This is a genomic window from Rummeliibacillus sp. SL167 (assembly GCF_007896505.1).
GTDB lineage: Bacteria > Bacillota > Bacilli > Bacillales_A > Planococcaceae > Rummeliibacillus > Rummeliibacillus suwonensis.
Window position 1 is genome coordinate 2,215,561 of record NZ_VCBM01000001.1, and the last position, 25,160, is coordinate 2,240,720.

Sequence of the window (25,160 nt, forward strand, 5' to 3'; positions counted from 1 at the left end):
TTTTAAATAAAGGAGTGATTGTAAATGAAAATACAGAAGAAATGGGGAACTCTTTCCCTAGCATTTGCATTAACGCTAGGATTTATAAGTAGCGCAGCTGTTTCAACTTCCGCTGCTACCACTGCAGAAAATAAGCAAGCCAATACGACAAATAAACAACTGGATGCCGCTACAAAACAAAAAGTGGATACGATTTTACAGAAGCTAGATGCAGATTTAAAAACACTGGGAATTGATATTCCAAAACATCATTCGAAACACCATTTATTTGCAAATTTAGATGAAAAAACAAAGGCACAAGTGAAGGAAATTATCAAAAAGCGAAAAGACGGGACGATCACAAAAGCAGAAGCTGATGCCCAGCTAAAAAAATTCGGCATTGTATTGCCCCCAAAACATCATGAAAAAAGAGGACAATTTCTTCAATTAGATGATCAAACAAAAGGGAAAGCCGAAAAACTCATTCAAAATGCCAAAATAGAAATAGAAAAATTAGGCGCTGACTTTCCTAGAAAATACGATCACTTACTTCATTTGATGAATAAATAAAAATTTACTATTTTATTTCATTTATTCACTAACTGAATAATGTATACTTCCAGGAAGATGTTGTCTGTAGTTTTGGACAACATCTTTACTTGTATATGGATGAGTTCGAATTTCTTTAGTTTAGATAAAATATGCTCAGCAACAAGGATTTTGGAAATATTTGTAGAATAATAATCTAAAGAAAAATAAGCTGTCTTAGTGAATAATGCAAATTTAAAAATAACAGAGGTGTTTGTCTTATGTTTATAGTAGTTTTGACTTCTTCTTTGTCTGCATTAGTTGGTGTTATTGTTTCAACAATTTTTGTAGTAAAGGCATCAAAGAAAAAAAACGATATGTTTCGAAACAAAAGTGACAAGTCCTAAAAAGGGCATTTTTTTAGAAACAACTATAGAAAAATTTATCGAGAAAACAGAAAAGGCTACTATTAGCATTTGCCACTTATATTTTTTGAACATCTCCGAAATATTTTTGTTAGATAAAGTGAAACCCTTCAAAAATCAAACATTCATATCAAAAGTAAAATTTTTATCTAATATTCATTTTTTATTAGTTTTTTCTACCTAATTTATTTCTTCTTTATCTATCCATATAGAATGACAATCTAATGCAAAATCCCTTATATTTCGACAAAACTTTATTTTTTTAAAAATTAAAACAAGTTATTTTCTTCATTTATAGGTAATTATTCATCAAATCAATGGATGATTACTTATTTCATACTCCTTTATAACCATTCCTTATTTGGTAGTTTTATTTCATTTTTACATTTTAACCCACGAAATATGGCAGGGAGTGCTATAATCTCATCTAGAGATTATTATAATTGGAGGGATTTGTTATTAATAAGAAAAGGTGGGCACTCATTAGCTTATTTGCAGTACTTTCACTGCTTCTAGCAGCATGTGGTTCAAGTAGCAGTGGTTCTGATTCGAAGCAAGAATCAAGTGACGTTGGATTCAAAGTCAACTCAGGTGAATATATAACCATCACCAAATATGATGATAACGAAGAAAAAACGTACCTCAAGTTGAACGTAACGGTACATAATAAATCTAAAAATGAAGTTTCCTTATCGGGTGCAGATTTCAGTCTTTATGATAAAAATGATGAGAAGATTGAAACGGTTTATGTCAATCCGCCAGATGAAGAATCTTATGAAGAATTATCTGGAAGCGTTTCACCAGAAAAAAAGGCATCTGGTGATCTGGCATATCCTATCAATCCAGAGGAAAAATATGAACTTCATTTCCAACCGCATATTTATAATGATGAAGGTGAAAAATCGAAAGAATTAGTTGTAAAAGTAGATCCGTCAAAATATAAAAATGACAATGAAAATGCGAAAAGAGCACTAGAGGCATACGTCGATAATGTATTCCTAAGCAAAGAAAACCCTGATTTTAAAACTTTAGTTACCAATGATGTGCTCAAAGACAGTCAAAAATTTGATGAAGAACTTGGAAATCAACTGAAAGAAGGATTCGGTGATTATACACCAGATTTAAAGACAGAGAAAATATTTATTGAAAAATACCGTAAAGCATTGAACCAAAAGATCAAGCCAACTTACCAAATTGAATACGCAGATACCAAAAAAGCAAAAGTGATGGTAAAATTCAAAAACTTTGATACTTCTGATCTGTACAAGCAATCTGAAAAAGTCGGCGATCAATTCTCGAAGAAAAATCAAAATAAATATTCTTATGATGAATACGATAAAGCAGAAAAAGATGCTTTAGTTTATATCTTTACTAGAATTGACCAAATTCTAAACAATACTAAACTAGACGACGACTCTCGTGATTTTTCACTTACGCTGAAAAATGAAGATGGCAAATGGAACATTCAAACAACAGACGAAGATATGAATAGCGCTTATGATGACTTATTCAAAGCATTTGTTTTAGTCATGTATTAAAGCGGCGATTACGACAAAGAAACACAAACCTTAAGTGAGGTTACTGAAAAACAAGAACATTCCCATTTTATTGATAAAATCTTTTCTTTCATTTTACTAGCCAAAAGGCTGATTTTATCAAATTTTGGAGATGAAATGATTTTTTCGGCGGCCTCCTTTTAAGTTGGTTTGTGTTCTTTCTATTATATACAGCATTATGGACTTGAATAGTAGCCTGTTTTCTGAATTATTTGAGTTGACTGGCTGGGAAATGTCTTTGATATTTATTCGCTCTTTATTTGGTTTTATTCGCTAGTACGGAAGACTTATTTGCTCTTTGCCAGGTATTATTCGCTAGTTTGCCTCATTTATTTGCTCTCTCGCGATTTGTGCCCTTTAAAAAAACTTATTTGTGCTATACGCTGGTACCTGATTTTAATCATATGACACGAGCAGTTTATGCTGTGATGCCGTATGTAAATCACGGTATATTCGATTGATGTTCGTATTTTCCATAATGGCATCCATTCCAAGATATCGGAATAACACCTGTGCTCCATGTACAGCGTGTTGAGCAGCTACCTTACTTTGCTTACTAATGGCTTGCAATTCTTCCTCAGAACATTCTTTTCCAGAGACATGGGTCATCCAAGATTGTTCCACTGCTTGATGAAACGCACGAACAGCAGCATTAAAAGGGAGCTCCATTTCTTCTATTTTGTTCGTTACAAACGTATAACGTGCAGAACCCCACGCTTTTTTCTTCGTCAACGCAAACGCTCTCGCTTCGTCAAAAAAGTGTCGTGCAATACCGATAGTTGTTGCAGCAATATTTGCCTCAGCAAAAGGAACGAACGGATAGTGAAATACCGGATCATCATAATAAAAATGTGGGTGATAGGCATCAAATACCCTTTCCTCAGAAATAAATGCGTCCTTCACATGAATTGTGTAGCTATTCGTTGCCTTCAGTCCAAATGCATGCCAATCTTGTTCAATTTTCACTTGTTCAGGTGTGAACGCAAAGGCCTGTATCGTTCCGTTTCTATCATCATCAGTTTCAAGAATGCAATTGGCAGTAAAAATCGTAGCATGCATCGATCCACTACAAAATGGCCAACTGCCAGTGACAATATAGCCATCATCTACTTTTTTGGCAATACCATTTGGACGGTCGCTGCCTGCAATATACACATCTTGTTTGGTGAATACTTCTGCTGCCAGCTTTTCCTTCATCGTCGTCACAAAAAATCCAGCACCTGATCCGATTTGCACAAGCCAGCCAAAGCTTCCGTCGATCCAAGCCGCATCCTCAAAGAGCTGAATCGCTTCCGGAAATGATGTCATTCTCCCGTTCAGTTCATCAGGAATAAACAATTTAAACAAACGCTTTTCATAAATAATTTCAAGAACTTCCGGAGTCAGCTGTCCAAGCTTTTCCATTTGGACAACTTGGCTTCGAATAAGCTGAATAGTTTTGTCATCAAACATATTTATCTACCTCTTTTACTCGATTTCCTTTATTTTAATACGAACAGAAGAAGATTGGAAATAACGGTAAGAGACCTTCGATTCGCGAATGGAGTGGCAACTTCTAGGGTAGATGATATTGGGATGAAACATAATTTCTGAGATTGCTGATATGTTTATGAAATGTTTTGGATATCGAGCTCTTACTTGCGATAATAAATCGATGGTCTAAGTCTTCTTTGTATCGTACTTCGTTCTTGGCGTTTATTCGCTCTTTGATAGGATTTATTCGCTGGCTCGGACGATTTGTTTGCTAGTTTGACTGGGTTATTCGCTCTCTATTAGGGTTTATTTGTTAATTTGATAAGTTTATCTTTAATTGTTATTCACTTTCTTAGCAATTTACGTCTTGCTGGTTTGCTAAAAGCGAGAACCGACACCAAATCAGCTGTAGCCAACCAGCGAGACGTGATTGACGAAATAATTGAAGTCGAAACAAGTCAAGCAAATGAGGCTGCACGTGCTGTAGCAAAATCAGATGGCATTCTAGTCGGCACATCATCGGGAGCCGCTATTTGGGCTGCAACTCAATTAGCAAAACGCCCTGAACATAACGGTAAAAGAATTGTGGCAATTCTTCCAGATACAGGTTTGAGATACTTGTCTACAGATTTATTTGAATAAGGATTAAGTGCCTGTAAAAATTAAGTGCCTGTAAAAATTAAATGCCTGTCACCAAAACAATTAAGTCTTTTTAATATCTGATGCCCCATTTTAGGACTTAAATTTTCTCAAACATGGATCAACTTCGGATTATCGTGGATTGAATGGTCTTGAACATGGATTGAAACCAATTTCGCGTGGATTGGGTAGTATTTCCCGTGGATTGAACTGTATTTCCCGTGGATAGACCCGTTTTTCTAATTATTTGAGTGCCTGGCACCAAAATTTTCAGGTAAATAGAGGCTGCGGATCATTTCGTGGCCTCTTTTCGTTTTAGGTTATAGTAGTGGTTACATTCACAGAATTATTGGATGTATTTCAGATTATCGTGGATCGCCAATTGGCGTCTTCCTCCAAATCGAGCAGGAGGCCAATCATTACTTGACCAGCCAACCTCTCACATCACCAGACGTATACGATCCTATATACCGCATAAAGTGAAGAAATGTCTTTACTCCCCACTTTATGAGCTTTTTTTGTTATCGCTCGATCGATGATTTTACTACAAAAAGTCGCCAGTTTCCCTTTCAGGTGTTAGCGAACTTCATATGGCAGGAGCAGATTGTGCAGCGACGTTAAATGTAATAACGCCTAGCATCTGAACTTATCTCCTAAAACAAAATAAGTCCTAATGTATCCCTACATTAGAACTTTCATAAATACAATATTTCTTGAGTGAGAATTCTATTCTATCTAAAAAGCCCTTAATCTCTGAAGTAGCTAAGGACTCTCTGAAGGCTATTATTTGAATTGATTCGGCATCTGGATCCTGACTTATTCTTTGGGTAAGTCAAGTTCTTGATATGCTAACTGATACTTTCCCCCATCGGCAACTTCTGAATGATACAAAGCCTTAAGCGCATAGTTTTTCTCAAGATCAAGGTTTACCATCAACTCTTTTAAGTGCTTTTGCAACTCTTTATTTTCTTTAACCAACCGGTTCATTTGAGATTTCACGTATTTCATAAGATATGTTCAAACTCCTTTCAGGTATTCTCCCACAAGTATAGCACTAATCCTGGCATTTCGATTACAACACAATTTTCGTTTTTTTAATAACCACGATACGCACGGCACCCAATCTAGAGAACTTGGAAGACTTAAATTGCTGAGAGGGCGAATACAATTTGAAATGGAGCGAATAAATGTGCTCAGAGAGCAAATAAATCATCGAAATTAGCGAATAAAAATGCTCTTTCTTATGTTTCTTAGGCGTATTATTAATGCAAACTTTAAATGAGAAAAGTCTTTAACCTGAGAAATTAAGGACTTGAATTGTACTCTATTTTCTGAATTGTTTCGGTGCCTGGTACTTAATATGATTACTGAATATTAGCTAAATGTTATAATTTTTCTATAAGAGATTAAGTTCATAAAGAAAGGATTGAAATGATGGATGAACACTGGCAACATAGGATTGAGAAATTAGAAGAAGAAGTAAAATCGTTAAAAGCAGAGATTTCAAAAATGAAGCAGGTTCAGAGTAATAAACAAATGGAAAAAGTGATGGAAGAACAATCACAAAAAACGAGTAAAAGTATATTGGATACTAGAAAAAAACCGGTCGTAAAGCCTCAAGTAAAGGAGTCAGAATATCAAAAGGCTCCGAAAAAAACATTTGAGGAACAACTGATAGGAATATTACCGAAAGTGTTTATGCTAATATTCGTGCTGGGCGTATTATGGGGATTGAAACTTATGAGCGATTATGGGATGTTGGGGAATCAGATGAAAGTTTTACTAGCATACTGTACCTCTATTGCGATCGGCGCTTTAGCATTATTTCTTGAGAAAAAAGGGAAGAGTTCAAGGACTATTCACTTAGCTTTATATAGTGGCTCTTTTACGATAGGGATATTAGCAACAGCTGCTGCAGTACTTATATATGATGTCATGACAACTACTGTTGCTCTTTGGATTGCCTTAGTATATATAGGTTATGGGATTGCACTATGTATAAGAAAAGGGAATGAAGGACTCACCATTTTTGTTATGTTTACGTCGTTACTATTACCTTATTTACTAGAATATATGTCATTTAATGCGTTAGTTATTGTTGGCTTTATCGTGTTACTTTATGTAGCGATTCAATATGCAATTATTAAACATCGTCAGTATATCGCATTGTATGTAACTACTCTTTTTGTAGGCTTATCCATATTCATCTTGTATGGAATGAGCGAGGTAACTTCTGAAACATATGCTTACGGGGCATTTGTAGCAATTATAACGTTCTTTGTTAGTTGGATTTTCATGAAGAAGGAAGAAAAAAGACTTACTTTACACTGTAATTTACTATATAGTTACGGCATTGCTGGTATAACAGCTTTGCAGGTATTTGAGCAGTTGACTGTAGATAAGATGATTCTCTTTTTCTTTATGACCGTATTTTTGGTGGGTACTGTGTTATGGGAGAAAAAACGCGGTATTCATTATGCAGTCGATATTTTTGCAGCACTTGTCATCATTGGTGTTATAAATATGATTCTTGCTTCGAAAATGGATGATGATTGGAGACTAATACTTCTATTTATATCAGGTACAATCGGCTTTATTTTAGCAATTCGTTTAGAAGCAAAAACGATGAAAATAACAAATATTGCTTTACTTTTTTTAACAGCGCTCTTTGTTTTTTTACTACAAAATGTATACCAACCGATGAAGATTTTAACTCATATTATAGCAATTCTTTCGATGGTCATTTGTATTTTTTATAATGAAAGAACAACAAAACAAGTTAAAATTTCCTTACAAAAAATAATTTGGCCAGATATTGTGCGTATTGTAACCTATGTATTTATACTTATTTTTGTTATTAAGCTAGAAAACGAGTATACGTTAGAAACATTGGGAGAATATTATTTGACCTATACGTTTATTGCACTAAGTAGTATAGTTGCGCTGGTTGCACCACTAAAAATCGTTCGTTCAACCTTACCAATGGTACTTTTGGGCTTGCTCATCATTTGTACATTACTTGTTTGGTTATCGACTAATATCTCTCAACCATTACTTGTTCAGATGGCAACACGCTTCATTTATTTAGCTATATGGATGGCATTGTTACTTGATGTGTATTACAAAGGGGCTATTTATCAGCGATATAAAAAATGGTTAGCGTTATATTATGAAAAGTTATTAATCGGTGGTTGGCTTATCATACTTTTAAATTTATGGGGCTTTGCTCACTTTTTATACTCTACATCAGAAATTGAACGCTACATGCTTATTATTATCACGACTGGATTATTGTTTGCATTATCTGTAATCTTTATTTTTCAAGGAAGAAAGAATGGCTGGCAGTTAATGCTAAAATCTGGTTTTACACTTCTCATGTTAGCCATTGGTAAATTGATTTTGGCCGACTTGTCAAATCTCGACTTGTCCATTCGTGCGATTGTCTTTATTACGATTGGGGCTCTTGGACTTGTATTGTCGAACAGATTACTGAAAAAGTTGTAAATAAATTCAATTGTTTCGGTGCTTGTCACTCGATCGACCCCGTTCCCCGATTGCTCAAAATCATTGTGTATGGCAAGGTTACTTGTTAAATGTAGTAATACCTGCCGCGGATAATTGGAGGATCTTTCAGCTGCAAATTATTAATGAAAGAAAAGACGCTGGGACAGAACTGAATTAGAGTCTCCCAAAGCCGAATCATTAAATTCTATAGCATGGTGATAAAAAGATAATCCGAACAAGTAGAGAATTCTTATTAGAATTTCTATTCATTGTTCGGATTTTTCATTAGCCAAAATATTTTTGTCCCAGCCTCTTTATTTGTATTCTATTTTCTGAATTGTTTCGATGCCTAGCACTTTAAGGAACGTTGGATAAATAAAAACAATTCCTTTTTAGATTCTTCATCAGTAAGATTTTGGTCATTTGCAATATAAAAACGCTCTGCGGAGTTTTCTACTAAATTGATTAGTAATTTGGCATACGACACGACATTTATGTTAGCAATTATTTCTTTATGACTGATCGCCTTATGAATAATTTGCTCGAACCATTCATAATAAGGTTGATATATTTTTTCCCATGTTTCCATCGAATATTCAAAGGCCAATCCTGAGTAGCAAAGAATCAGTACATCCTTATATTCATCAGTAATTTTATAAGTTTCGTCAATGTAAATTTTAAGTGCGTGCCAAAAATCCTTACTTTCTGACATAGACTCTTTTATTTTATATAATGTCATTTTTAATAGCCGCTCAGCAATAGCAGGTATCAATGCGTTTTTAGAAGAAAAATATAGATAAAATGTCCCTTGAGCAACCTGAGCTTTTCTGACAATATCCGAAACAACCGTTTTTTGAAAACCTTTTTCTGAAATGATTTCAATTGCCGATTCTATTATTCTTTCATACTTATCTTCATTATTCATTTCATATCCTCCATTAAGTTATCTTAACTTATCGTACTAAATCGAAATGAAAGAATCAATTTCATCATGCAGGATCTAAATGAAAAAACGAACAATTTTATCCTGCAAAATTCGGATAAAAATATCAGGCATGTTGACGTAACAAGTTTTGAACAAATTCTCTGAACGGACGACATCACATGAAGGAAATAGACAAGTATAATCGAGTCAGTCACCTTCTCCCGCTCCATAGAAAAAAAGCCTTTGAAGGAAACTACTTTTCAGTATCTTTCAAAGGCTTATACGATGATTTCATGTAGAAAATCGTTCATAGTGATCTTACAACGATTGTTCCCCGTATTATTGTTTCCTAGATTATCGCTTGCAATCAGCTAGCGTAGTTGACTTAAAACTTTTTTAAAGGTGGCGATTACTTGATCTACTTCACTATAAGAAATGGTTAAAGGTGGTTCGATGCGGATCGTTTTGGAATTGACAAGTGTACCCGCGACTAAAACTCCTTCATCAAACATTTTTTTGGAAAATTCATACCCTACTTCATCTGAATGGAACTCGATTCCAATCATTAGACCTTGTCCACGAATTTCCATAACTTTATCTTCATACCCTACAGTTGTTTCTCTTAACCCACTCAATAGATATTTTCCTACTTCTGCCGCACGTGTAGGCAAATCTTCTTCGATTAAAACTTTAATCGTTGCTAATGCGGCTGCACATGCAAGTGGATTTCCTCCGAATGTGGTTGTGTGCATAAAAGGATTATCAAATAGACTTTTGAATGTTTTTTCATTCGCAATGATGGCACCCGCTGGGATAATTCCACCACCAAAAGCCTTGGCCAAACATAAAATATCAGGCTCTACATTGTATAGTTCAGCCGCAAACATTTTACCCGTACGTCCCATTCCTGTTTGTACTTCATCAAGGATCAGCAATGCACCATATTCATCGCAAAGTGCCCTTACTTCTTTTAAATAATTTTGTGGTGGTAAAATAATACCTCCCTCACCTTGGATGGGTTCTAAAATAACAGCCGCTACATCCTCACCGACAAATTGACAAACCTCAAATGTTTTACGCATCATTTCAATATCACCAAATGGTACATGACGAAATCCCGGAATCAGTGGCAAAAATGGTTTTCTAAAAACTCCTTTGGCCGTTCCAGATAACGACCCTAAACTTTTACCATGAAAAGCACGCGTTGTGGAAATAAAAGTGGTGCGATCACTGTACATTTTGGCAATTTTCAGTGCAGCTTCCACACTCTCGGTCCCACTATTCGTAAAGAACGAATATTTTAAATCTCCCGGTGTGATTTCAGCTAGCACTTTTCCTAGCATAGCTCGAAGTGGATCTAATAAGTCCTGACTATGAAGAGCCTGATGTTGCAATTGATCTTGAACAGCTTTTAAAACTTTGGGATTGCGATGTCCAACATTGTAAATGCCGAAACCACCTAGACAGTCAATATATTCTTTTCCATTCACATCTTTGAAACAAGAGCCTTCATCAGACCATTCTACAGCGGCAAACTGATTATCTAATGTGACAGTTTTGCGATATTCTAAAAAACCTGGATTGATATTTTCACGAAATCCTTCAACAGTTTCCTCAGTGATCCATTTTGCCTCTTCAACTGTCAAATTCTCTTTTTCAATTAACCCTAAAACTTTTCCAATATATTCTGTCACATTTGTACTTTTTAATGTTTCTTGTTGAACTTCTATACTCATTATAATTCCTCCTTTTGTTTTTGATAGTGACTGAATGTCAGTCATTTATATTTTAAAAAAATAATTGAACCCTATATTTAATTTATTTCTCAATGTACTCCCCTATACTGTTCTGCAAGCTCCCCTTTTGTTTGTTCTGCAACATTTCCGATAATTTGGGGATCTTCCATTTTTCCGAAGTCATAAGAAGAAACATCTTTCGTGAAAAATTTAGTTAAAAATAATAGATAGACGAAACCAATCCCTGTCCAGGCAATGCCCACAAGAAAAGATTCAGTCGATAAATTGATCCAAAGAAGCCCTGTCAACCCGGCACCCAACATAGGCATTATAATATAATCCAAAATATCCTTCTTTGTTTTATATCGTTTATGTTTAAAAACAAAATGAGCGATGACAGATAAATTGACAAAAGTAAAAGCAATAAGAGCCCCAAAATTAATGAGAGAAGAAATCAATTCAAGAGTTGGGGCAATGGCAAGTAAGGAGATGATCCCAACAATAATGACATTCCGTGCAGGTGTCTTAAACTTAGGATGCACGTAGCCAAATATTTTGCGTGGAAGCATCCCGTTCCTCCCCATTACGTACAGTAAACGAGAAACACTCGAATGAGATGCAAGCCCTGAAGCTACTGTAGCAGCAAAAGCACCCGAAAGAAAAACGATTTGGAATAACTGTCCACCAACTTTAAATGCGATTTCTGGAAGTGTATCATCTATCACTTTAAAGTTTGAAACGCTTGGGAATAATGCCTGAGTGAAATAACTTGCAATAAAAAATATCGCTCCGCCGATCATCACTGTATACATAATGGCTTTAGGCATTATTTTTTGGTCGACAGCTTCTTCTGTATACATGGTAATAGCATCAAACCCTATGAATGAAAAACATACGACTGTGGCTCCAGCAAGAATACTGCCGATTTCTATATTGGTATGGAAAAGTGGCTCAAATGTCAATATAGTCCCTTGCCCCATTCCTTGTGATAGTCTTACAAAGGATAACACAAGAAATGCTACGATTAAAACAAACTCAAAGACTACCAGTATTGAATTAATGTTAGAAGTTTTATTCATGCTCCACACATTAATGGCGGTAACAATGGCAACATAACCGACTACCCAAATCCAAGATGAAACATTTGGAAAAGCTGATTCCATATAAATCCGAATAATAAGAGCATTCACTAATGGTAATAAGAGATAATCTAATAGCGCTGCCCATCCAACAAGAAAACCTAAATACGGGTGAATCGTTTCTTTTGCATATGTATATGCCGAACCCGCACTTGGAAATACTTGAACCATTTTCCCATAACTCACAGCTGTAAAAAACATCACGCCCAATGCCAGTAAATAGGCTAATGGAACAAGTCCATTTGTTTCTTCGGACACTATTCCGAAAGTGTCAAATACAATCGTAGGGGTCATATAACCTAATCCAAGACCAACAATGGCCCATAATCCTAATGATCGTTTTAAAGCAGCTTTTTCCATCTATCAAGTCCCCTTTTCAAATGATTTTGGACATAAAGTGAAACTTTAATCAGTTTGGGTTTTCTTCATCCCTCACTAAATTGGAAAAAATAAAATCACATTCCTCTCATGATCTAATAGGTAGCAATCTTCTGTACTTGTTGCTACGCTTGTCATACAAAAAAACTTGCAAAACCAAAAGTTATTACTCTTTTTCAAAGATTAAATATGTTTTTTACTTGTCTAAATACTCGCAAATTTATAGACGGAAACCTTTCTCAAATAATAAGTACGTTTTTACACCTCCTGACATGGTCCTCACTCCATGGTCGTATTGTCTTACAAACATATTGTTGATGATCCAATTCCATCCACAAAGGCATCCGCTATTTTATAAGATCTAAGAAAACGTACCAAAGTGACGAACCATAACACCTATCAATAAAATGAATGACTGTCATTCATTTTATTGATAGAAAATTCTGAATGATTGAATTATAGATCTTATAATAGATTTTGTAAATATGGTATGTTATATTTCCTGACATACTTTTTTTGCATAGTCTATTTACTACAACAATTCTACTGGATTAGATTTTAAATTTCTCCCTGTGGATTTCACTACATATTCAGTGTTGGCGCACATCAGGCGTGTTGATGAGGTAGAAATAAGGAGTATATATTGGATGGAACTTTTTCTTCCATGGATGGTGGCGCATAGGGATACAAGTTGAGCGTTGGGATTTTTTCGGCTGCTCCTTTTACTTGGTGAATGGTGAACTCCTGCTTGGACAGTGCTTTGGCTGTGATTATTCCTGTCTTCGATAAAGCTCCTAATTCTTTGGTTTCCACTACGGATAATCCGAGGTTTCCTAATGCGAGGTTATCCACTTTGCACATGACTTCCGTTGAATAACATTCCGCTGAAACGAATCAAATTAATATAAATGGATTGAAAAAGCTTTCAACCTAGGCAGAGGCTTTATTTGTAGCTTGTTTTCAGAATTGTCTGATTGCCGAACGTTAAGACTTATGAATGAAGATTAAGTACCTGTCACCTAAACAATTAAGTTTTTTATATCCTACGCTAAATTTTAGGACTTAAATTTTCTCAAACGTGGATCAACTTCGGATTATCGTGGATTGAGTGATCTTGAACATGGATTGAAACCAATTTCGCGTGGATTGGGCGGTATTTCCCGTGGATTGAACTGTATTCCCCGTGGATAGACCATTTTTTCTCGTGGATTGAACTGTATTCCCCGTGGATAGACCATTTTTTCTCATGGATTGAACTGCATTCCCCGTGGATAAACCCTTTTTTCTCGTGGATTGACAAAGGATATCGATCATCCCAATATAAGGAACGTGCAAAAAGAGGATGTCATCACGATGGAGACATCCTCTTTCCATATGTGCTTAATTAGTTAGAGTTTCAACTGTAGGAAATTTCAAAATCTAGGTTGGCAACTGGTACTCGATTTGGCTAAGTTGGCAAAGCCTATTGGGATTTAATTTAAAATCCGTATTAAATCGTAATTTTTGTATCTTTTGTTTCGCTTTGACTGCTGATCTGTGTAGATTAACTCCTTTTCGACGAGAGATTTTAATGCTGTACGAGCGGTATTTTGAGAAATACCAAGTATATCTGAAACCTTTGCTGCAGTCGTATTTGGATCTGTAAATGTGTACATCCAAACTTTTTTTTCAGAATCTTTATCGCATTTATTCATTCCAACTATTGCTAAATTTTCAGCTAAATCTAATTTTCGATTTAGTTTTTCAGCCATTCTTTCACAAGCATTTAAAAAAAAGTGAAGCCAATTTCCCCAATTTGGTTGACTACCACGTATACCATTTAGTAAATCATAATATCTCATACGCTCTCTTTCTAGTTCCTCACTGACAAAGAAAATCGGTTTAGAAATCACTTTAGCTTGAATCAGATAAAGAACAATAATAATACGCCCCAATCGGCCATTTCCATCTAAAAATGGATGAATGGATTCAAATTGGGCATGAATAATGGCTGCCTTCAGTAAAGGGTTACTTTCTTCATCTATAATTTCTTGATCGGCATTTAAATGACGTAAAGGTAACTTTTTCCCATATGGGTGACCGTTTATAAAGGTCTCCCAATTTTCCATATAGCTTGATATTTCATGTACGGGAATAGGTATATAGGAGGCATCTTCAATTTTTTTAGTGGGTCCGATAAAATTTTGGATTTTACGAAATTCACCACTTGCCTGACTGGTTCCTCTTCCATCATCCATTAATGTATGATGCAAATTTTTAATAAGTCTTGTAGAAATCGGATATCCGTTTTGAATATATTCAAAACCCTCTAGTAATGCTTTTTGATAATTCATAACCTCAATAATTTCCCATCTCGGATTTCGATCATCTTGTTCTTCTACCATATCCGAAAATGTTACTTGTGTACCTTCAATTCTCGTCGATTGTACGGATTCGCTTAAAGAAAAGATTCGAATTAAACTCTCCCCAACCATAGAATGCTTGAATTTTTCGTCTAAACGTCCGATTTTGCTACTTACTTCAGATAGCTTTCTATATATTTTCAAAGCATCTTTTGCTTCTAAACCTATTGGAAGTGGCAGCAAGCCTTGAATTGCCATAATGGTCACCCCTTTTTTTTCATTATAACCATATTAACTAAATTATTCACATTTTTTTCGTTAACTCATATATTTTTTTATACTAAGAGAATTTATTTGTTTTTTATGTATTAATAATTAATAAAAATAAGAAACAACACCACTACATACATAAATTTTATTATGTTTATTTCCTTGCCATATATATTAAATCTCCATCGAGATGGGCCAACGAAACCCCAGGCCCCTTTTAGGAAGTCTTTTCCTGCTTGTAGGAGACACTTTTGGATGCCTTTCGCGATTTCTAGCATGGTGACGATTTGTTTTTTGACACCATCGTGGTTTTCGATGCCTATTTCTTTCGCAATTTTTAAATATTCACTTGGTGTGGGAAGCGTTTGCAATCCATTTAAAATAATTCGGATTTAAAAAGCCTTCAATCTTTGTAGAGATTAAAGACTTTATTTGTAGCTCATTTTCAGAATTGTTTGAGTGCCTGGCACCAAAATCTACTCCATCCCTTAAGATTTCTCTTACTCATAATTTGTAGCAGCAATAAAATCAAAAGCACCTGTTGAACTAATTTCATTTTTATATTCAAAATTATATATTAAAATTACTGCATTATATGATTTCTTTAGGTTTATACTTTTCTGGATTTTTGGGATGACAATTTCTTCATACGAACACCCATCTAATAATTCCGAAATATCACTACTACTATTCTTATAGACCGCTTTTTCTATAGTATCCTCATCTGTTTCATCCATATCAATATTAAAATCGATAAAGAATTGGGAAGGGACAGACTCGCCATCCTCATCATACGTTAAATCAACATACTCTCCTATTGAGTCCTCATCGTTAATATTTCCTAACCAAATTGAAACCCATCCTTGTTTTTCCATTATAGTATCCTCCTACTTTAATCTTAGACCTTGTGGTAAAGACGAAACTCCACCCTCTAATCTATAATTAGCCCAATTATTAAGTCGTCTAACAAATGTATTATAGTCGCTAAAAGTATCTATTATTGCTAACAATTCATTATGTGTTTTAGTTGAGCCTAATCCTCCATGAACACCGTTTGGATTGACAAATTTGACATCGGATATAGCTGTTCTTAAATCTTTAATCTCTTCAGCACCAATATTCCAATACTTAAATTGCGGAGCCCTTGAAACTAAATGCCACTCATGTAAACCTCCAGGTTCTCTAAGTTGACGTTCAATTTTCTTTCTAATCTTTTTATCTTTCCAAAGTTCGTCTAGTTCACTACTTGTAAGTAAATTGAAGAATTTATTAAAATTTCCACTATTTGCAGTTGGTATATCATCAACAGTTAATTTAGTTATATCTTTAACATTATCTATACCCTTACCGCTACCTCTTGCCTCCACTTTCGCCATAGAAATCAACTGATCTCTCAAGCCAACGCTATTCACCGTATTATAAGGCACAATACCTGCATTTACACCCGCTGATTGGTGTTGGGGCGCATACGGATACAGGTCGAGCGTCGGGATTTTTTGGGCTGCGCCTTTTACCTTGTGGACGCCTACTTTGGCAGTGGCTTTGACTGTGGTCATTCCTGTCTTCGTTACAGTGCCTAATCCTTTGGTGCCCACTGCGGATAATCCGAGGGTTCCTAATGCATAGGAGATCCATTCCGCACGTGAATTGGCATCCCCATTGATGACATCCTGTTCAAATGCTAATGAATCCAATTAAAATAATTCGGATTTAAAAAGCCTTCAATCTTTGTAGAGATTAAAGACTTTATTTGTAGCTTATTGTCAGAATTGTGTGGGTGCCTGGCACTTGAACTTTAACACGTCACCTTTCCTCTCTGCACAAATGAATGTACTGACCAAATTCAGGAAATACATCCCAGTTTCTTTCAAGGGTATCGCTAGTCTCGCGTTCCTCGACTGAACCGGTCTTTAAATCTCTCTTTTCCATTGCTATACAGCCATCTTCTCGGAAGCCCAAAATCAAGCTGCTTACTTCCATGTCAGTTTCATCAGCATATTCCCAATACATGGCTGTTCTTAAAAAAATCTTACCATCACTCATAACTTCAAAATCATAATTTAAATACTTACGAATCAGATCATCATAAAACCCCACCGAAACCCATTCATTTGTAACATTTACAATATACTTAGGTTTCTCATCTTCTATTAATACCACCGTATATGGTTTATGTTTTTGATGATATGTGTATGCAGTACGGTCATCAAGAATGTTCCAAGGCTTCTTTTTAATGTCCGACCATTCGTCACAATAATAAACTTTCATAGTCAATTATACACCTTCCCCTTAATATCCCTAATAATAATCCTGTTTTTTGTTGCTTCATCAAGAATTGTTCGTGGAATTGGTTTATTTTGAACTGGTACTTCTAATATTAATTCACCTTTAAGTCGCCCTCCTTTGAGAGCGCTAGGATTAAAAGTACCATTTGATATTTTAGAACCTGAAGAATATTTTTTTGTAATTTAATTTAAGTAACTCTTAGCTGTCTTTTCTTGCACTTCACTAAGTTGAGTAAATTTTCTCGATACTATTTCCTTATTGGGTGCATATGAGTCAACTACGTACTTTTTGCCACCTACTTCTTTTGCTTCCAACTCTATCTCATTATAAGGGTAACGAGGACGATTTTCCTTATTAAAATTATTACCTGCTTCCCAACGCTTTTTAAGCCAATCTGGTACAGACTTCTTTTTAGGTGTAACTTCACCCGTACCCTTAGTACCACTACCTCTCGCCTCCACTTTCGCCATAGAAATCAACTGATCTCTCAAGCCAACACTACAACCAATTGATATTGGGGCGCATACGGATACAGGTCGAGCATCGGGATTTTTGGGGCTGTACCTTTTACTTTGTGGACGCCTACTTTAGCAGTGGCTTTGACTGTGGTCATTCCTGTCTTCGTTACAACGCCCTAATCCTTTGGTGCCCACTGCGGATAATCCAAGGGTCCCTAATGCATAGGAGATCCACTGGGCGCGCGACTTGGCATCCCCATTGATGACATCCCGTTCAAATGCTAATGAATCCAATTAAAATAATTCGGATTTAATTGTTTGGGTGCCTGGCACTTGAACTTAAAAACATACAAAAGCCATAGCACATTTAACAATTAATCTTAACAATCATAAAGTGCTATGGCTAATAAATGTATTTACAAAGTTATATTCAAATCATTATATCCTATATTCTCCAAAAACACATATTCCTCTTTAACCAAATCCTTCTTCAATTTAAATACTTGAACTTTGCTTAAAGGAGGGACAAATTTTATATCACTTTTTATGAATCTATTTTCAAGTATCATATCATATAAATCTTTAATAAAAACAGACCATTCCTTTAGGTTATCATTCTTTTCATCTTTATTCTGCAAATATCTGACTCCATCCGCAGAATAAAAAATCATTAATGCTGTACTTAAATCACAGCAATCTTTGAGAAGGATTTTTTTAGGTATCTTAAATCCATTACCCCAGTTATAATTGTAGGCATACACATACAGTAATTCAGAGTCATTGATAGAGGGTAATTCTTTTAATACTTCCTCAATATCTTTTTCATATAACATTTGCTGAATAATTTTTTCTTTTTCCTCATTCATATAGCACATACTCCTTTACTTAATTCTATTTAAACTCCGTTGCCACAAATCAACTGATGCACCCTGATTCGGGTAAAGTGGCAATCCACTTTGCTGCAATTTTTTCAAATTGCTCTGCAAATCTAATACTTGTCGTTGCAATGCATTAACGTCTTGAGTAATATCAATAGCATCTAATTGTGATTTTACAAATTCATTGTAGGTAGAATGATATCCTCTATGTCTTGACATAGCGCTGACATCCTCTGCTGGTGTTCGTAAAAATAAGCCATTTGAAGCGTCATCAAAATCCATACCAATCTTCTGTAATATTTGATGATCTTTCATTTCAGAAGGAATTATATGCTGAGCCTGATGACCAGTCCACTTGGTGGATCTTTTTTGTCCCATTGACTCCATCATATTTTTTCCTAATTTAGTAGAATCACCTCCAGTAACAACACCTTCAGTTCCCGGTATTAATCTAGTATTACTTCCACCCGAACCCTTAGTACCACTACCGCTTGCTTCCATCTTCGCCATAGAAATCAACTGATCTCTCAAGCCAACGCTATTCACCGTATTATAAGGCACAACCCCTGCGTTCACACCAACTAATTGATGTTGGGGCGCATACGGATACAGGTTAAGTGGCGAGATTTTTTGGGCTGCACCTTTTACTTTGTGGACGCCTACTTTAGCAGTGGCTTTGACTGTGGTCATTCCTGTCTTCGTTACAGCGCCTAATCCTTTGGTGCCCACTGCGAATAATCCGAGGGTTCCTAATGCGTAGGAGATCATCTCGCTCGTGAATTGGCATCTCCGTTGGTGACATCTCGTTTAAATGATAATGAATCCAATTAAAATAATTCGGATTTAAAAAGCCTTCAATCTTTGTAGAGATTAAAGACTTTATTTGTAGCTTATTTTCAGAATTGTTTGGGTGCCTGGCACTTGAACTTAATAAGGCACAATACCTGCATTTACACCAGCTAATTGGTGTTGTGGCGCATAGGGATACAGATTGAGTGTCGGGATTTTTTGGGCTGCGCCTTTTACTTTGTGGACGACTACTTTGGTAGTGGTTTGGCTGTTTTGGGGACAGACACCTAAACCTAAAAGTCAATCGACCAACCTACTGGTGTTTACACTAAGTATTCAGCTTCCCACTTATCCTGTTTTTCTTCAGAACTAATTTCTGATATGTCCTCATACCCATAGTTAAGTTTCATTCGCCCCATATTATCTAAGATATATGTTAAACTTGCCAACTGTTCTTGGCTTTGAACTTTAAATTCATTCCAAAGTTTTTCAAAGCATTCGTACAGTTCTTGTTTTAATTTTCTATGCAAAGTTTTATCGATATTAAAAACATCTACAATATCCAAGCTATATACTGGTTGTTTTTGATTTATTGGATAGTAATAGAAATAGATTTGAGAAAATCCCTCTCTAACCTCAGCATATAGTAAAATCTTTTCCCATTCTTCTGGTATCATTTCAACTAAAATATTCGCTACTTTTTGGTAGATGACTTCCATGTTTTTTGTCTCCAAATTTAGCTACCTCCCATTATAATTATTTAAATTAACTTCATACTTCTTTTCGTTAATTTTATACTCTACTTCAAACTTTGAAGGACGAGAAGAATTATCTTTATAAATAGGTTCAATTTTAACTTTCACTGTTTTTCCTTCTTCTAAAGCTTTTTTCCAAGAGTCTCTAATGCTTTGTACTCTTTCCTATTAAGAGTAGCATTCATTGGTACTAAGTTGTCAATTTCACCCGAGCCTTTAAAAATGCTTGCTATCAAATGTCCTCCATCATCATTAGATAATCTGTCCTCTCCACCAACAGTCCTTTGCGCATATTGATTACGTTCTGCTTTGCCAAGTTCTAACTTCGCTTCTACATTTGATATTCTTCTACTACCATCGGTTTTATACTGGTACCCTTCTTTAGTTGTATACTCAATATTAGGTTTCAATGCTTTCTTACCATTGTCTTTAGTGAAATGCTCTCTATATTTTACTTGTTTAGAAATATCGTCTTTGCCTTTACCACTCATCTTCGCCATAGAAATCAACTGATCTCTCAAGCCAACGCTATTCACCGTATTATAAGGCACAATACCTGCATTTACACCAGCTAATTGGTGTTGTGGCGCATAGGGATACAGGTCGAGCGTCGGGACTTTTTCGGCTGCGCCTTTTACTTTGTGGACGCCTACTTTAGCAGTGGCTTTGACTGTGGTCATTCCTGTCTTCGTTACAGCGCCTAATCCTTTGGTGCCCACTGCGGATAATCCGAGGGTTCCTAATGCATAGGAGATCATCTCGCTCGTGAATTGGCATCTCCGTTGGTGACATCTCGTTTAAATGATAATGAATCCAATTAAAATAATTCGGATTTAAAAAGCCTTCAATCTTTGTAGAGATTAAAGACTTTAATTGTATCTTATTGTCAGAATTGTGTGGGTGCCTGTCACCAAAACTTACATACTCCGAATATTACTGAACTGGTCCCATAAATTCAGTAATAATAAGAATATGTTCTTTCAATTTGACTATTTTTAGATTCTCTACTTTTTCTGCTCCACCTAAGCCTAATAGAGGTGTATAGCCGAAGCACTCATAATAAGATATTTCTCCCCACTTTTCAACAGCTTCGGGATATGGTTGCCACTTTAAATACTCATCTCGGAACTTTTCTGAATCCAGACTTTTGAAAAAATACAAAAAGTTTGGCATAACTGTTTTAAGTACTCCATATCTAAAATTAAGCAATCTTACATAACCGTCAGCCCATAATACTAAATCTCCCATACCAGTAGCAAATAACACTACAGAATTTGTATATCTTTGACTACACTTTTGTAAAATATCAATGTACTCTTCTGGATTAACACTTTTAAAATATCCTTGCATAAATGTTCCAAATCCATATTCCTGCCACAAGTCTATTATTTCCTTTGGAACAAGATTTTTATATTTTTCTATTATATCGCTAGAAACCTTACTGTTTATCTTAAAATCATTTAATATTTTTTCCATATATAAATCTCCTTAGTGTGTCAGTTTTACATTCAAATAGGTATTTTTTAATTGCTCAAGTGTCATATCTTTTGCCATTTCTCTTATTTGTTCATCAACATCATCAATTCTATATCTCCATTGAGAACCAATTGACGAATTTATACCCTTATGCCCCATTCCACCAATATTATTGGGTTTTCCACCTGCAATTTGATCTGGATTATGGAGTGCTGCTTGGGTTTTTAGCCATTCTTTAGCTTCTTTTTCTGCTTCATCAAATGATTTTCCATTACCCATAAATGCTGCAATCTTATCAGAAAAGGCCTCTTCTCGAGTCGTTTGTTGAGCAACATTACCTTCTAACGCTCTTCCCTCAGCAATATATCTGTCTCTATTTTTCAAATACTCGTCAACCGTTAATTCATTCATACCTTTTTCTTGATCCTTTAATTGTCTTGCAAACTCTTCGGGGGCATGTTTTAAATTTCTATTAAATTTTACTTCAATTGCTTTTATTCTAGATACATCATCTAAATGCTTTACATTACCTATATCCTTAGTACCTTTACCACTCACCCTCGACATAGAAATCAGCTGATCTCTCAAGCCAACGCTATTCACCGTATTATAAGGCACAATACCTGCATTTACACTGGCTAATTGATGTTGGGGCGCATACGGATACAGGTTAAGTGGCGAGATTTTTTGGGCTGCGGCTTTTACCTTGTGGACGCCTACTTTGGCAGTGGCTTTGACTGTGGTCATTCCTGTCTTCGTTACAGCGCCTAATCCTTTGGTGCCCACTGCGAATAATCCGAGGGTTCCTAATGCGTAGGAGATCATCTCGCTCGTGAATTGGCATCTCCGTTGGTGACATCTCGTTTAAATGATAATGAATCCAATTAAAATAATTCGGATTTAAAAAGCCTTCAATCTTTGTAGAGATTAAAGACTTTATTTGTAGCTTATTTTCAGAATTGTTTGGGTGCCTGGCACTTAAACTTAGAGTTAATAATTAATATTTTTTTAATTCATCTTCTAAATCTAAGATTAATGTATCAATATCTAGTACTGCAGAGTCTACATTATTCCAAAAAATTGAAGGTTTTATACCATCTTTCTTCATACTAGGTAACCATTCCTGCATAAAGTCCTCAAGTTCTATCTGTTCTGCTTTATAATTCTTCCATTCATCAACTGCACATAAATTTGCAAATTCTTTTTTCGGCCAAAAGGGCATTAGAGAATTTCCATTATCATCTTCTGAGATTGCCCACCCAACATCAAGCAATCCCCAAACTTTCTCAAAATCAGCTACTTTCTTTATAAAGTATTCATACCTTTTTGAAGCAGGGAGTTTACTGACTACTTCAATCTCTTTGTTATTCAATAACATTACCTCCTCTATTTTGTCCTCTTTCCATAGCCATCATGTTTATGCTGAGTTCTATGACTTCTTATAGTTTGAAGGTCACTATATTCATATCCATAACCTTTTCTTGCTTCATAACCGCGTCTATGTGCCAAATTATATCCTTGTGGAACTCTTATATTTTTTCTCTTTCCTAGTTTTATTTAATTGTTTGGGTGCCTGTCACCAAAACTTACTGAACTGGTCCCATAAATTCAGTAATAATAAGAATATGTTCTTTCAATTTGACTATTTTTAGATTCTCTACTTTTTCTGCTCCACCTAAGCCTAATAAAGGTGTATAGCCGAAGCACTCATCATAATCCAAATCACCATATTGTTTAAGGGCTTCGGGATAAGGTTGCCAAGACAAATCTTCATCTTTAAATTCCAAATCATTAATATTTTGAAAGAAAAATTCAAATGTAAACATAATTGTCTTTACCACACCATACCTGTAATTAAGTAGTCTAACATATCCATCTGACCAAATAACTAGGTCACCCATACCTGTAGCAAACAACACAACTGAATCCTTGTATCTTTGACTACTCTCCTCCAAAATCTCTTTAAATTCCTCTGGATTTACACTTTTAAAATACCCTTGCATAAATGTACCAAATCCATAATTACTCCATAAATCTATCATTTCATTTGGTACCAGTTTCGTATATTTTTCAATGATTTCACTAGGAACTTTATTATGGAATTTAAAATCTTTTAAATATTTTTCCATTTAAATTCCTCCCACTAATGTGTTAATTTCACATTCAAATAAGTATTTTTTAGTTGTTCTGGTGTCTTTTAAAATTAACTTCAACTTCTTTTATTCTAGGTATATCATCTAAACGTCTTACATTACCCGTACCCTTAGTACCGCTACCTCTCGCCTCCACCTTTGCCATAGAAATCAACTGATCTCTCAAGCCAACGCTATTATTGTTTGAGTGCCTAGCACCAAAATCTCATGATAATCCCCAAACACTTAACTCATAAAAATATTCCGTTCGTTCAATACACAAACCAAAATTAAAATCTTCTGCAACTAGAATAAAATCTCCATATCCAACTGAAAACTTTGTTAACTCAATAATTTCATTTAAGTGACTAAATACTTCATTAACATTAACCAACACTGCTTCTATTTCATTTTCTCTAAAAAACAATAGTCTTCCTTGTTTTGGTATTATTTCGATATTATCAATAGTATCATTTAACAATTGTATTGATTTTTGAATATGTTCTTTATAGCTATCTCCTTGCAATTGAATCTTATTTTCCCTTGTGTTAAGTAGCGAAAACACATTCTTACAAAATAAATCATTATCTTCAATATCTAAAAAAGGTTCCTCTGTAAGATTCATGAAGTTTATTTCTTTTACCAAATTCTTTCTTCTACTTTGTCTTTTTAACAGCTCCATTTTTGTTTTTCTTTCGTCACTCAAATTAATCACCTTTCTCATGGTCGACCCTTCTTTTTATAACCAACAAAATCTTCCGGGGAATGTCCAGGATACTGATTATATCTTCCTTTTTCCAATGGGCTTCCCTTTAAATCGTCAGCACCATGAAAGTGAGGACCTCTCCCGAATTTATCCTCTCGGTACTCTATAATATATTTTTTCTTGCCATCTACTTCAAATTCATATACTCTTCTATTTTCAGTTGTTCCATCATAAACATCGACAGGTTTCTTGTGCTGAGTAGAGTTAGGTATTCCCGCCCTTCTCTTTGCATCCCTAAATGCTCCATTTTTCGTTAATACCTTCTCAATTTTATCCGAACCCTTAGTACCACTACCGCTTGCTTCCATCTTCGCCATAGAAATCAACTGATCTCTCAAGCCAACGCTATTCACCGTATTATAAGGCACAATACCTGCGTTCACACTCGCTAATTGGTGTTGGGGCGCATACGAATACAGGTCGAGCGTCGGGATTTTTTGGGCTGCGCCTTTTACTTTGTGGACGCCTACTTTGGCAGTGACTTTGACTGTGGTCATTCCTGTCTTCGTTACAGCCCCTAATCCTTTGGTGCCCACTGCGGATAATCCGAGGGTTCCTAATGCGTAGGAGATCCACTCGGCACGTGACTTGGCATCTCCATTGATGACATCCCGCTGAAATGCTAATGAATCCAATTAAAATAATTCGGATTTAAAAAGCCTTCAATCTTTATAGAGATTAAAGACTTTATTTGTAGCTTATTGTCAGAATTGTGTGGGTGCCTGT

Annotated in this window: 28 protein-coding genes and 1 pseudogene; 5 read left to right on the forward strand and 24 right to left on the reverse strand. The window is 35.4% G+C overall.

Annotated features, from left to right (window positions below):
* Positions 1 to 24 precede the first annotated feature (24 nt).
* From FEZ13_RS09935 to FEZ13_RS09940, 3 genes are all read left to right on the forward strand, one after another.
* Complete coding sequence (locus FEZ13_RS09935; protein WP_146552500.1) at positions 25 to 549, forward strand: hypothetical protein; 525 nt, start codon at positions 25 to 27, stop codon at positions 547 to 549.
* Positions 550 to 788: 239 nt separating this feature from the next.
* Positions 789 to 914: a hypothetical protein gene (locus tag FEZ13_RS20000; protein WP_255473088.1), complete on the forward strand. Its 126-nt coding sequence runs from the start codon at positions 789 to 791 to the stop codon at positions 912 to 914.
* Positions 915 to 1,375: 461 nt separating this feature from the next.
* Positions 1,376 to 2,470, forward strand: coding sequence for a DUF5105 domain-containing protein (locus FEZ13_RS09940; RefSeq protein WP_146552501.1), 1,095 nt, complete (start codon positions 1,376 to 1,378; stop codon positions 2,468 to 2,470).
* Positions 2,471 to 2,884: 414 nt separating this feature from the next.
* Here FEZ13_RS09940 and FEZ13_RS09945 read toward each other — a convergent pair whose 3' ends face one another.
* Positions 2,885 to 3,940: an acyl-CoA dehydrogenase family protein gene (locus FEZ13_RS09945; protein ID WP_255473089.1), complete on the reverse strand. Its 1,056-nt coding sequence runs from the start codon at positions 3,938 to 3,940 to the stop codon at positions 2,885 to 2,887.
* A gap of 339 nt (positions 3,941 to 4,279) precedes the next feature.
* Between FEZ13_RS09945 and FEZ13_RS09950 the strand changes: the two genes are divergently transcribed.
* On the forward strand, positions 4,280 to 4,603 hold the full coding sequence (locus FEZ13_RS09950) for a pyridoxal-phosphate dependent enzyme (protein WP_255473090.1): 324 nt from the start codon (positions 4,280 to 4,282) through the stop codon (positions 4,601 to 4,603).
* Between the two features lie 813 nt (positions 4,604 to 5,416).
* Here the strand turns inward: FEZ13_RS09950 and FEZ13_RS09955 are convergent.
* Positions 5,417 to 5,608, reverse strand: coding sequence for a hypothetical protein (locus tag FEZ13_RS09955; RefSeq protein ID WP_146549719.1), 192 nt, complete (start codon positions 5,606 to 5,608; stop codon positions 5,417 to 5,419).
* 426 nt (positions 5,609 to 6,034) lie between these two features.
* Between FEZ13_RS09955 and FEZ13_RS09960 the strand changes: the two genes are divergently transcribed.
* The gene (locus FEZ13_RS09960) at positions 6,035 to 8,104 is read left to right on the forward strand and encodes a DUF2339 domain-containing protein (RefSeq protein WP_186725833.1); all 2,070 of its coding nucleotides are present in this window, start codon (positions 6,035 to 6,037) and stop codon (positions 8,102 to 8,104) included.
* 349 nt (positions 8,105 to 8,453) lie between these two features.
* Here FEZ13_RS09960 and FEZ13_RS09965 read toward each other — a convergent pair whose 3' ends face one another.
* From FEZ13_RS09965 to FEZ13_RS20320, 22 genes and pseudogenes are all read right to left on the reverse strand, one after another.
* Entirely contained in the window at positions 8,454 to 9,029 is a 576-nt protein-coding gene (locus FEZ13_RS09965; protein WP_146549721.1) for a TetR/AcrR family transcriptional regulator, read from the reverse strand.
* A 371-nt stretch (positions 9,030 to 9,400) separates the two neighbouring features.
* The gene (locus FEZ13_RS09970; protein WP_146552504.1) at positions 9,401 to 10,765 is read right to left on the reverse strand and encodes a putrescine aminotransferase; all 1,365 of its coding nucleotides are present in this window, start codon (positions 10,763 to 10,765) and stop codon (positions 9,401 to 9,403) included.
* Between the two features lie 89 nt (positions 10,766 to 10,854).
* Positions 10,855 to 12,264, reverse strand: a complete 1,410-nt coding sequence (locus FEZ13_RS09975) for an APC family permease (RefSeq protein ID WP_146552505.1) — start codon at positions 12,262 to 12,264, stop codon at positions 10,855 to 10,857.
* A gap of 624 nt (positions 12,265 to 12,888) precedes the next feature.
* Positions 12,889 to 13,134 (reverse strand): hypothetical protein, encoded by a 246-nt coding sequence (locus FEZ13_RS09980; protein WP_146552506.1) that lies wholly within the window; start codon positions 13,132 to 13,134, stop codon positions 12,889 to 12,891.
* Positions 13,135 to 13,365: 231 nt separating this feature from the next.
* Entirely contained in the window at positions 13,366 to 13,530 is a 165-nt protein-coding gene (locus tag FEZ13_RS19490; RefSeq protein ID WP_186725834.1) for a hypothetical protein, read from the reverse strand.
* 224 nt (positions 13,531 to 13,754) lie between these two features.
* Positions 13,755 to 14,882: a Fic family protein gene (locus FEZ13_RS09985; protein ID WP_146552507.1), complete on the reverse strand. Its 1,128-nt coding sequence runs from the start codon at positions 14,880 to 14,882 to the stop codon at positions 13,755 to 13,757.
* Positions 14,883 to 15,394: 512 nt separating this feature from the next.
* Positions 15,395 to 15,769, reverse strand: a complete 375-nt coding sequence (locus FEZ13_RS09990; protein WP_146552508.1) for an immunity 22 family protein — start codon at positions 15,767 to 15,769, stop codon at positions 15,395 to 15,397.
* Between the two features lie 12 nt (positions 15,770 to 15,781).
* Positions 15,782 to 16,588 carry a hypothetical protein gene (locus FEZ13_RS19790; RefSeq protein ID WP_222434401.1) on the reverse strand — a complete coding sequence of 269 codons (807 nt, stop codon included), beginning with the start codon at positions 16,586 to 16,588 and terminating at the stop codon, positions 15,782 to 15,784.
* A 109-nt stretch (positions 16,589 to 16,697) separates the two neighbouring features.
* Positions 16,698 to 17,162: a hypothetical protein gene (locus tag FEZ13_RS10000; RefSeq protein WP_146552796.1), complete on the reverse strand. Its 465-nt coding sequence runs from the start codon at positions 17,160 to 17,162 to the stop codon at positions 16,698 to 16,700.
* Positions 17,163 to 17,362: 200 nt separating this feature from the next.
* The gene (locus FEZ13_RS19495; protein WP_186725835.1) at positions 17,363 to 17,650 is read right to left on the reverse strand and encodes a hypothetical protein; all 288 of its coding nucleotides are present in this window, start codon (positions 17,648 to 17,650) and stop codon (positions 17,363 to 17,365) included.
* Positions 17,651 to 17,667: 17 nt separating this feature from the next.
* Positions 17,668 to 17,793 carry a hypothetical protein gene (locus FEZ13_RS20005; RefSeq protein ID WP_255473091.1) on the reverse strand — a complete coding sequence of 42 codons (126 nt, stop codon included), beginning with the start codon at positions 17,791 to 17,793 and terminating at the stop codon, positions 17,668 to 17,670.
* 261 nt (positions 17,794 to 18,054) lie between these two features.
* Positions 18,055 to 18,504, reverse strand: coding sequence for a DUF4274 domain-containing protein (locus tag FEZ13_RS10010; protein WP_186725836.1), 450 nt, complete (start codon positions 18,502 to 18,504; stop codon positions 18,055 to 18,057).
* Positions 18,505 to 18,519: 15 nt separating this feature from the next.
* Positions 18,520 to 19,284 carry an AHH domain-containing protein gene (locus FEZ13_RS20010; protein WP_146552510.1) on the reverse strand — a complete coding sequence of 255 codons (765 nt, stop codon included), beginning with the start codon at positions 19,282 to 19,284 and terminating at the stop codon, positions 18,520 to 18,522.
* A gap of 344 nt (positions 19,285 to 19,628) precedes the next feature.
* A complete protein-coding gene (locus FEZ13_RS10020; RefSeq protein WP_146552511.1) occupies positions 19,629 to 20,039 on the reverse strand; it encodes an immunity protein YezG family protein in 411 nt (136 codons plus the stop codon).
* 6 nt (positions 20,040 to 20,045) lie between these two features.
* A pseudogene (locus FEZ13_RS20020) lies at positions 20,046 to 20,818 on the reverse strand (DNA/RNA non-specific endonuclease).
* A 175-nt stretch (positions 20,819 to 20,993) separates the two neighbouring features.
* The gene (locus tag FEZ13_RS10030) at positions 20,994 to 21,536 is read right to left on the reverse strand and encodes a T6SS immunity protein Tdi1 domain-containing protein (RefSeq protein WP_146552512.1); all 543 of its coding nucleotides are present in this window, start codon (positions 21,534 to 21,536) and stop codon (positions 20,994 to 20,996) included.
* A gap of 12 nt (positions 21,537 to 21,548) precedes the next feature.
* Positions 21,549 to 22,361, reverse strand: a complete 813-nt coding sequence (locus FEZ13_RS10035) for a polymorphic toxin type 15 domain-containing protein (RefSeq protein WP_146552513.1) — start codon at positions 22,359 to 22,361, stop codon at positions 21,549 to 21,551.
* Between the two features lie 172 nt (positions 22,362 to 22,533).
* Positions 22,534 to 22,908: a DUF2750 domain-containing protein gene (locus tag FEZ13_RS10040; protein ID WP_146552514.1), complete on the reverse strand. Its 375-nt coding sequence runs from the start codon at positions 22,906 to 22,908 to the stop codon at positions 22,534 to 22,536.
* A 14-nt stretch (positions 22,909 to 22,922) separates the two neighbouring features.
* Positions 22,923 to 23,093 carry a polymorphic toxin type 8 domain-containing protein gene (locus tag FEZ13_RS10045; protein WP_146552797.1) on the reverse strand — a complete coding sequence of 57 codons (171 nt, stop codon included), beginning with the start codon at positions 23,091 to 23,093 and terminating at the stop codon, positions 22,923 to 22,925.
* A 29-nt stretch (positions 23,094 to 23,122) separates the two neighbouring features.
* On the reverse strand, positions 23,123 to 23,665 hold the full coding sequence (locus FEZ13_RS10050) for a T6SS immunity protein Tdi1 domain-containing protein (protein WP_146552515.1): 543 nt from the start codon (positions 23,663 to 23,665) through the stop codon (positions 23,123 to 23,125).
* Between the two features lie 229 nt (positions 23,666 to 23,894).
* Positions 23,895 to 24,392 carry a YxiF family protein gene (locus FEZ13_RS10055; RefSeq protein WP_186725837.1) on the reverse strand — a complete coding sequence of 166 codons (498 nt, stop codon included), beginning with the start codon at positions 24,390 to 24,392 and terminating at the stop codon, positions 23,895 to 23,897.
* Complete coding sequence (locus tag FEZ13_RS20320; RefSeq protein ID WP_304621401.1) at positions 24,389 to 25,069, reverse strand: HNH/endonuclease VII fold putative polymorphic toxin; 681 nt, start codon at positions 25,067 to 25,069, stop codon at positions 24,389 to 24,391. The genes FEZ13_RS10055 and FEZ13_RS20320 overlap by 4 nt, the downstream gene beginning before the upstream one ends.
* Between the last annotated feature and the right edge of the window lie 91 nt (positions 25,070 to 25,160).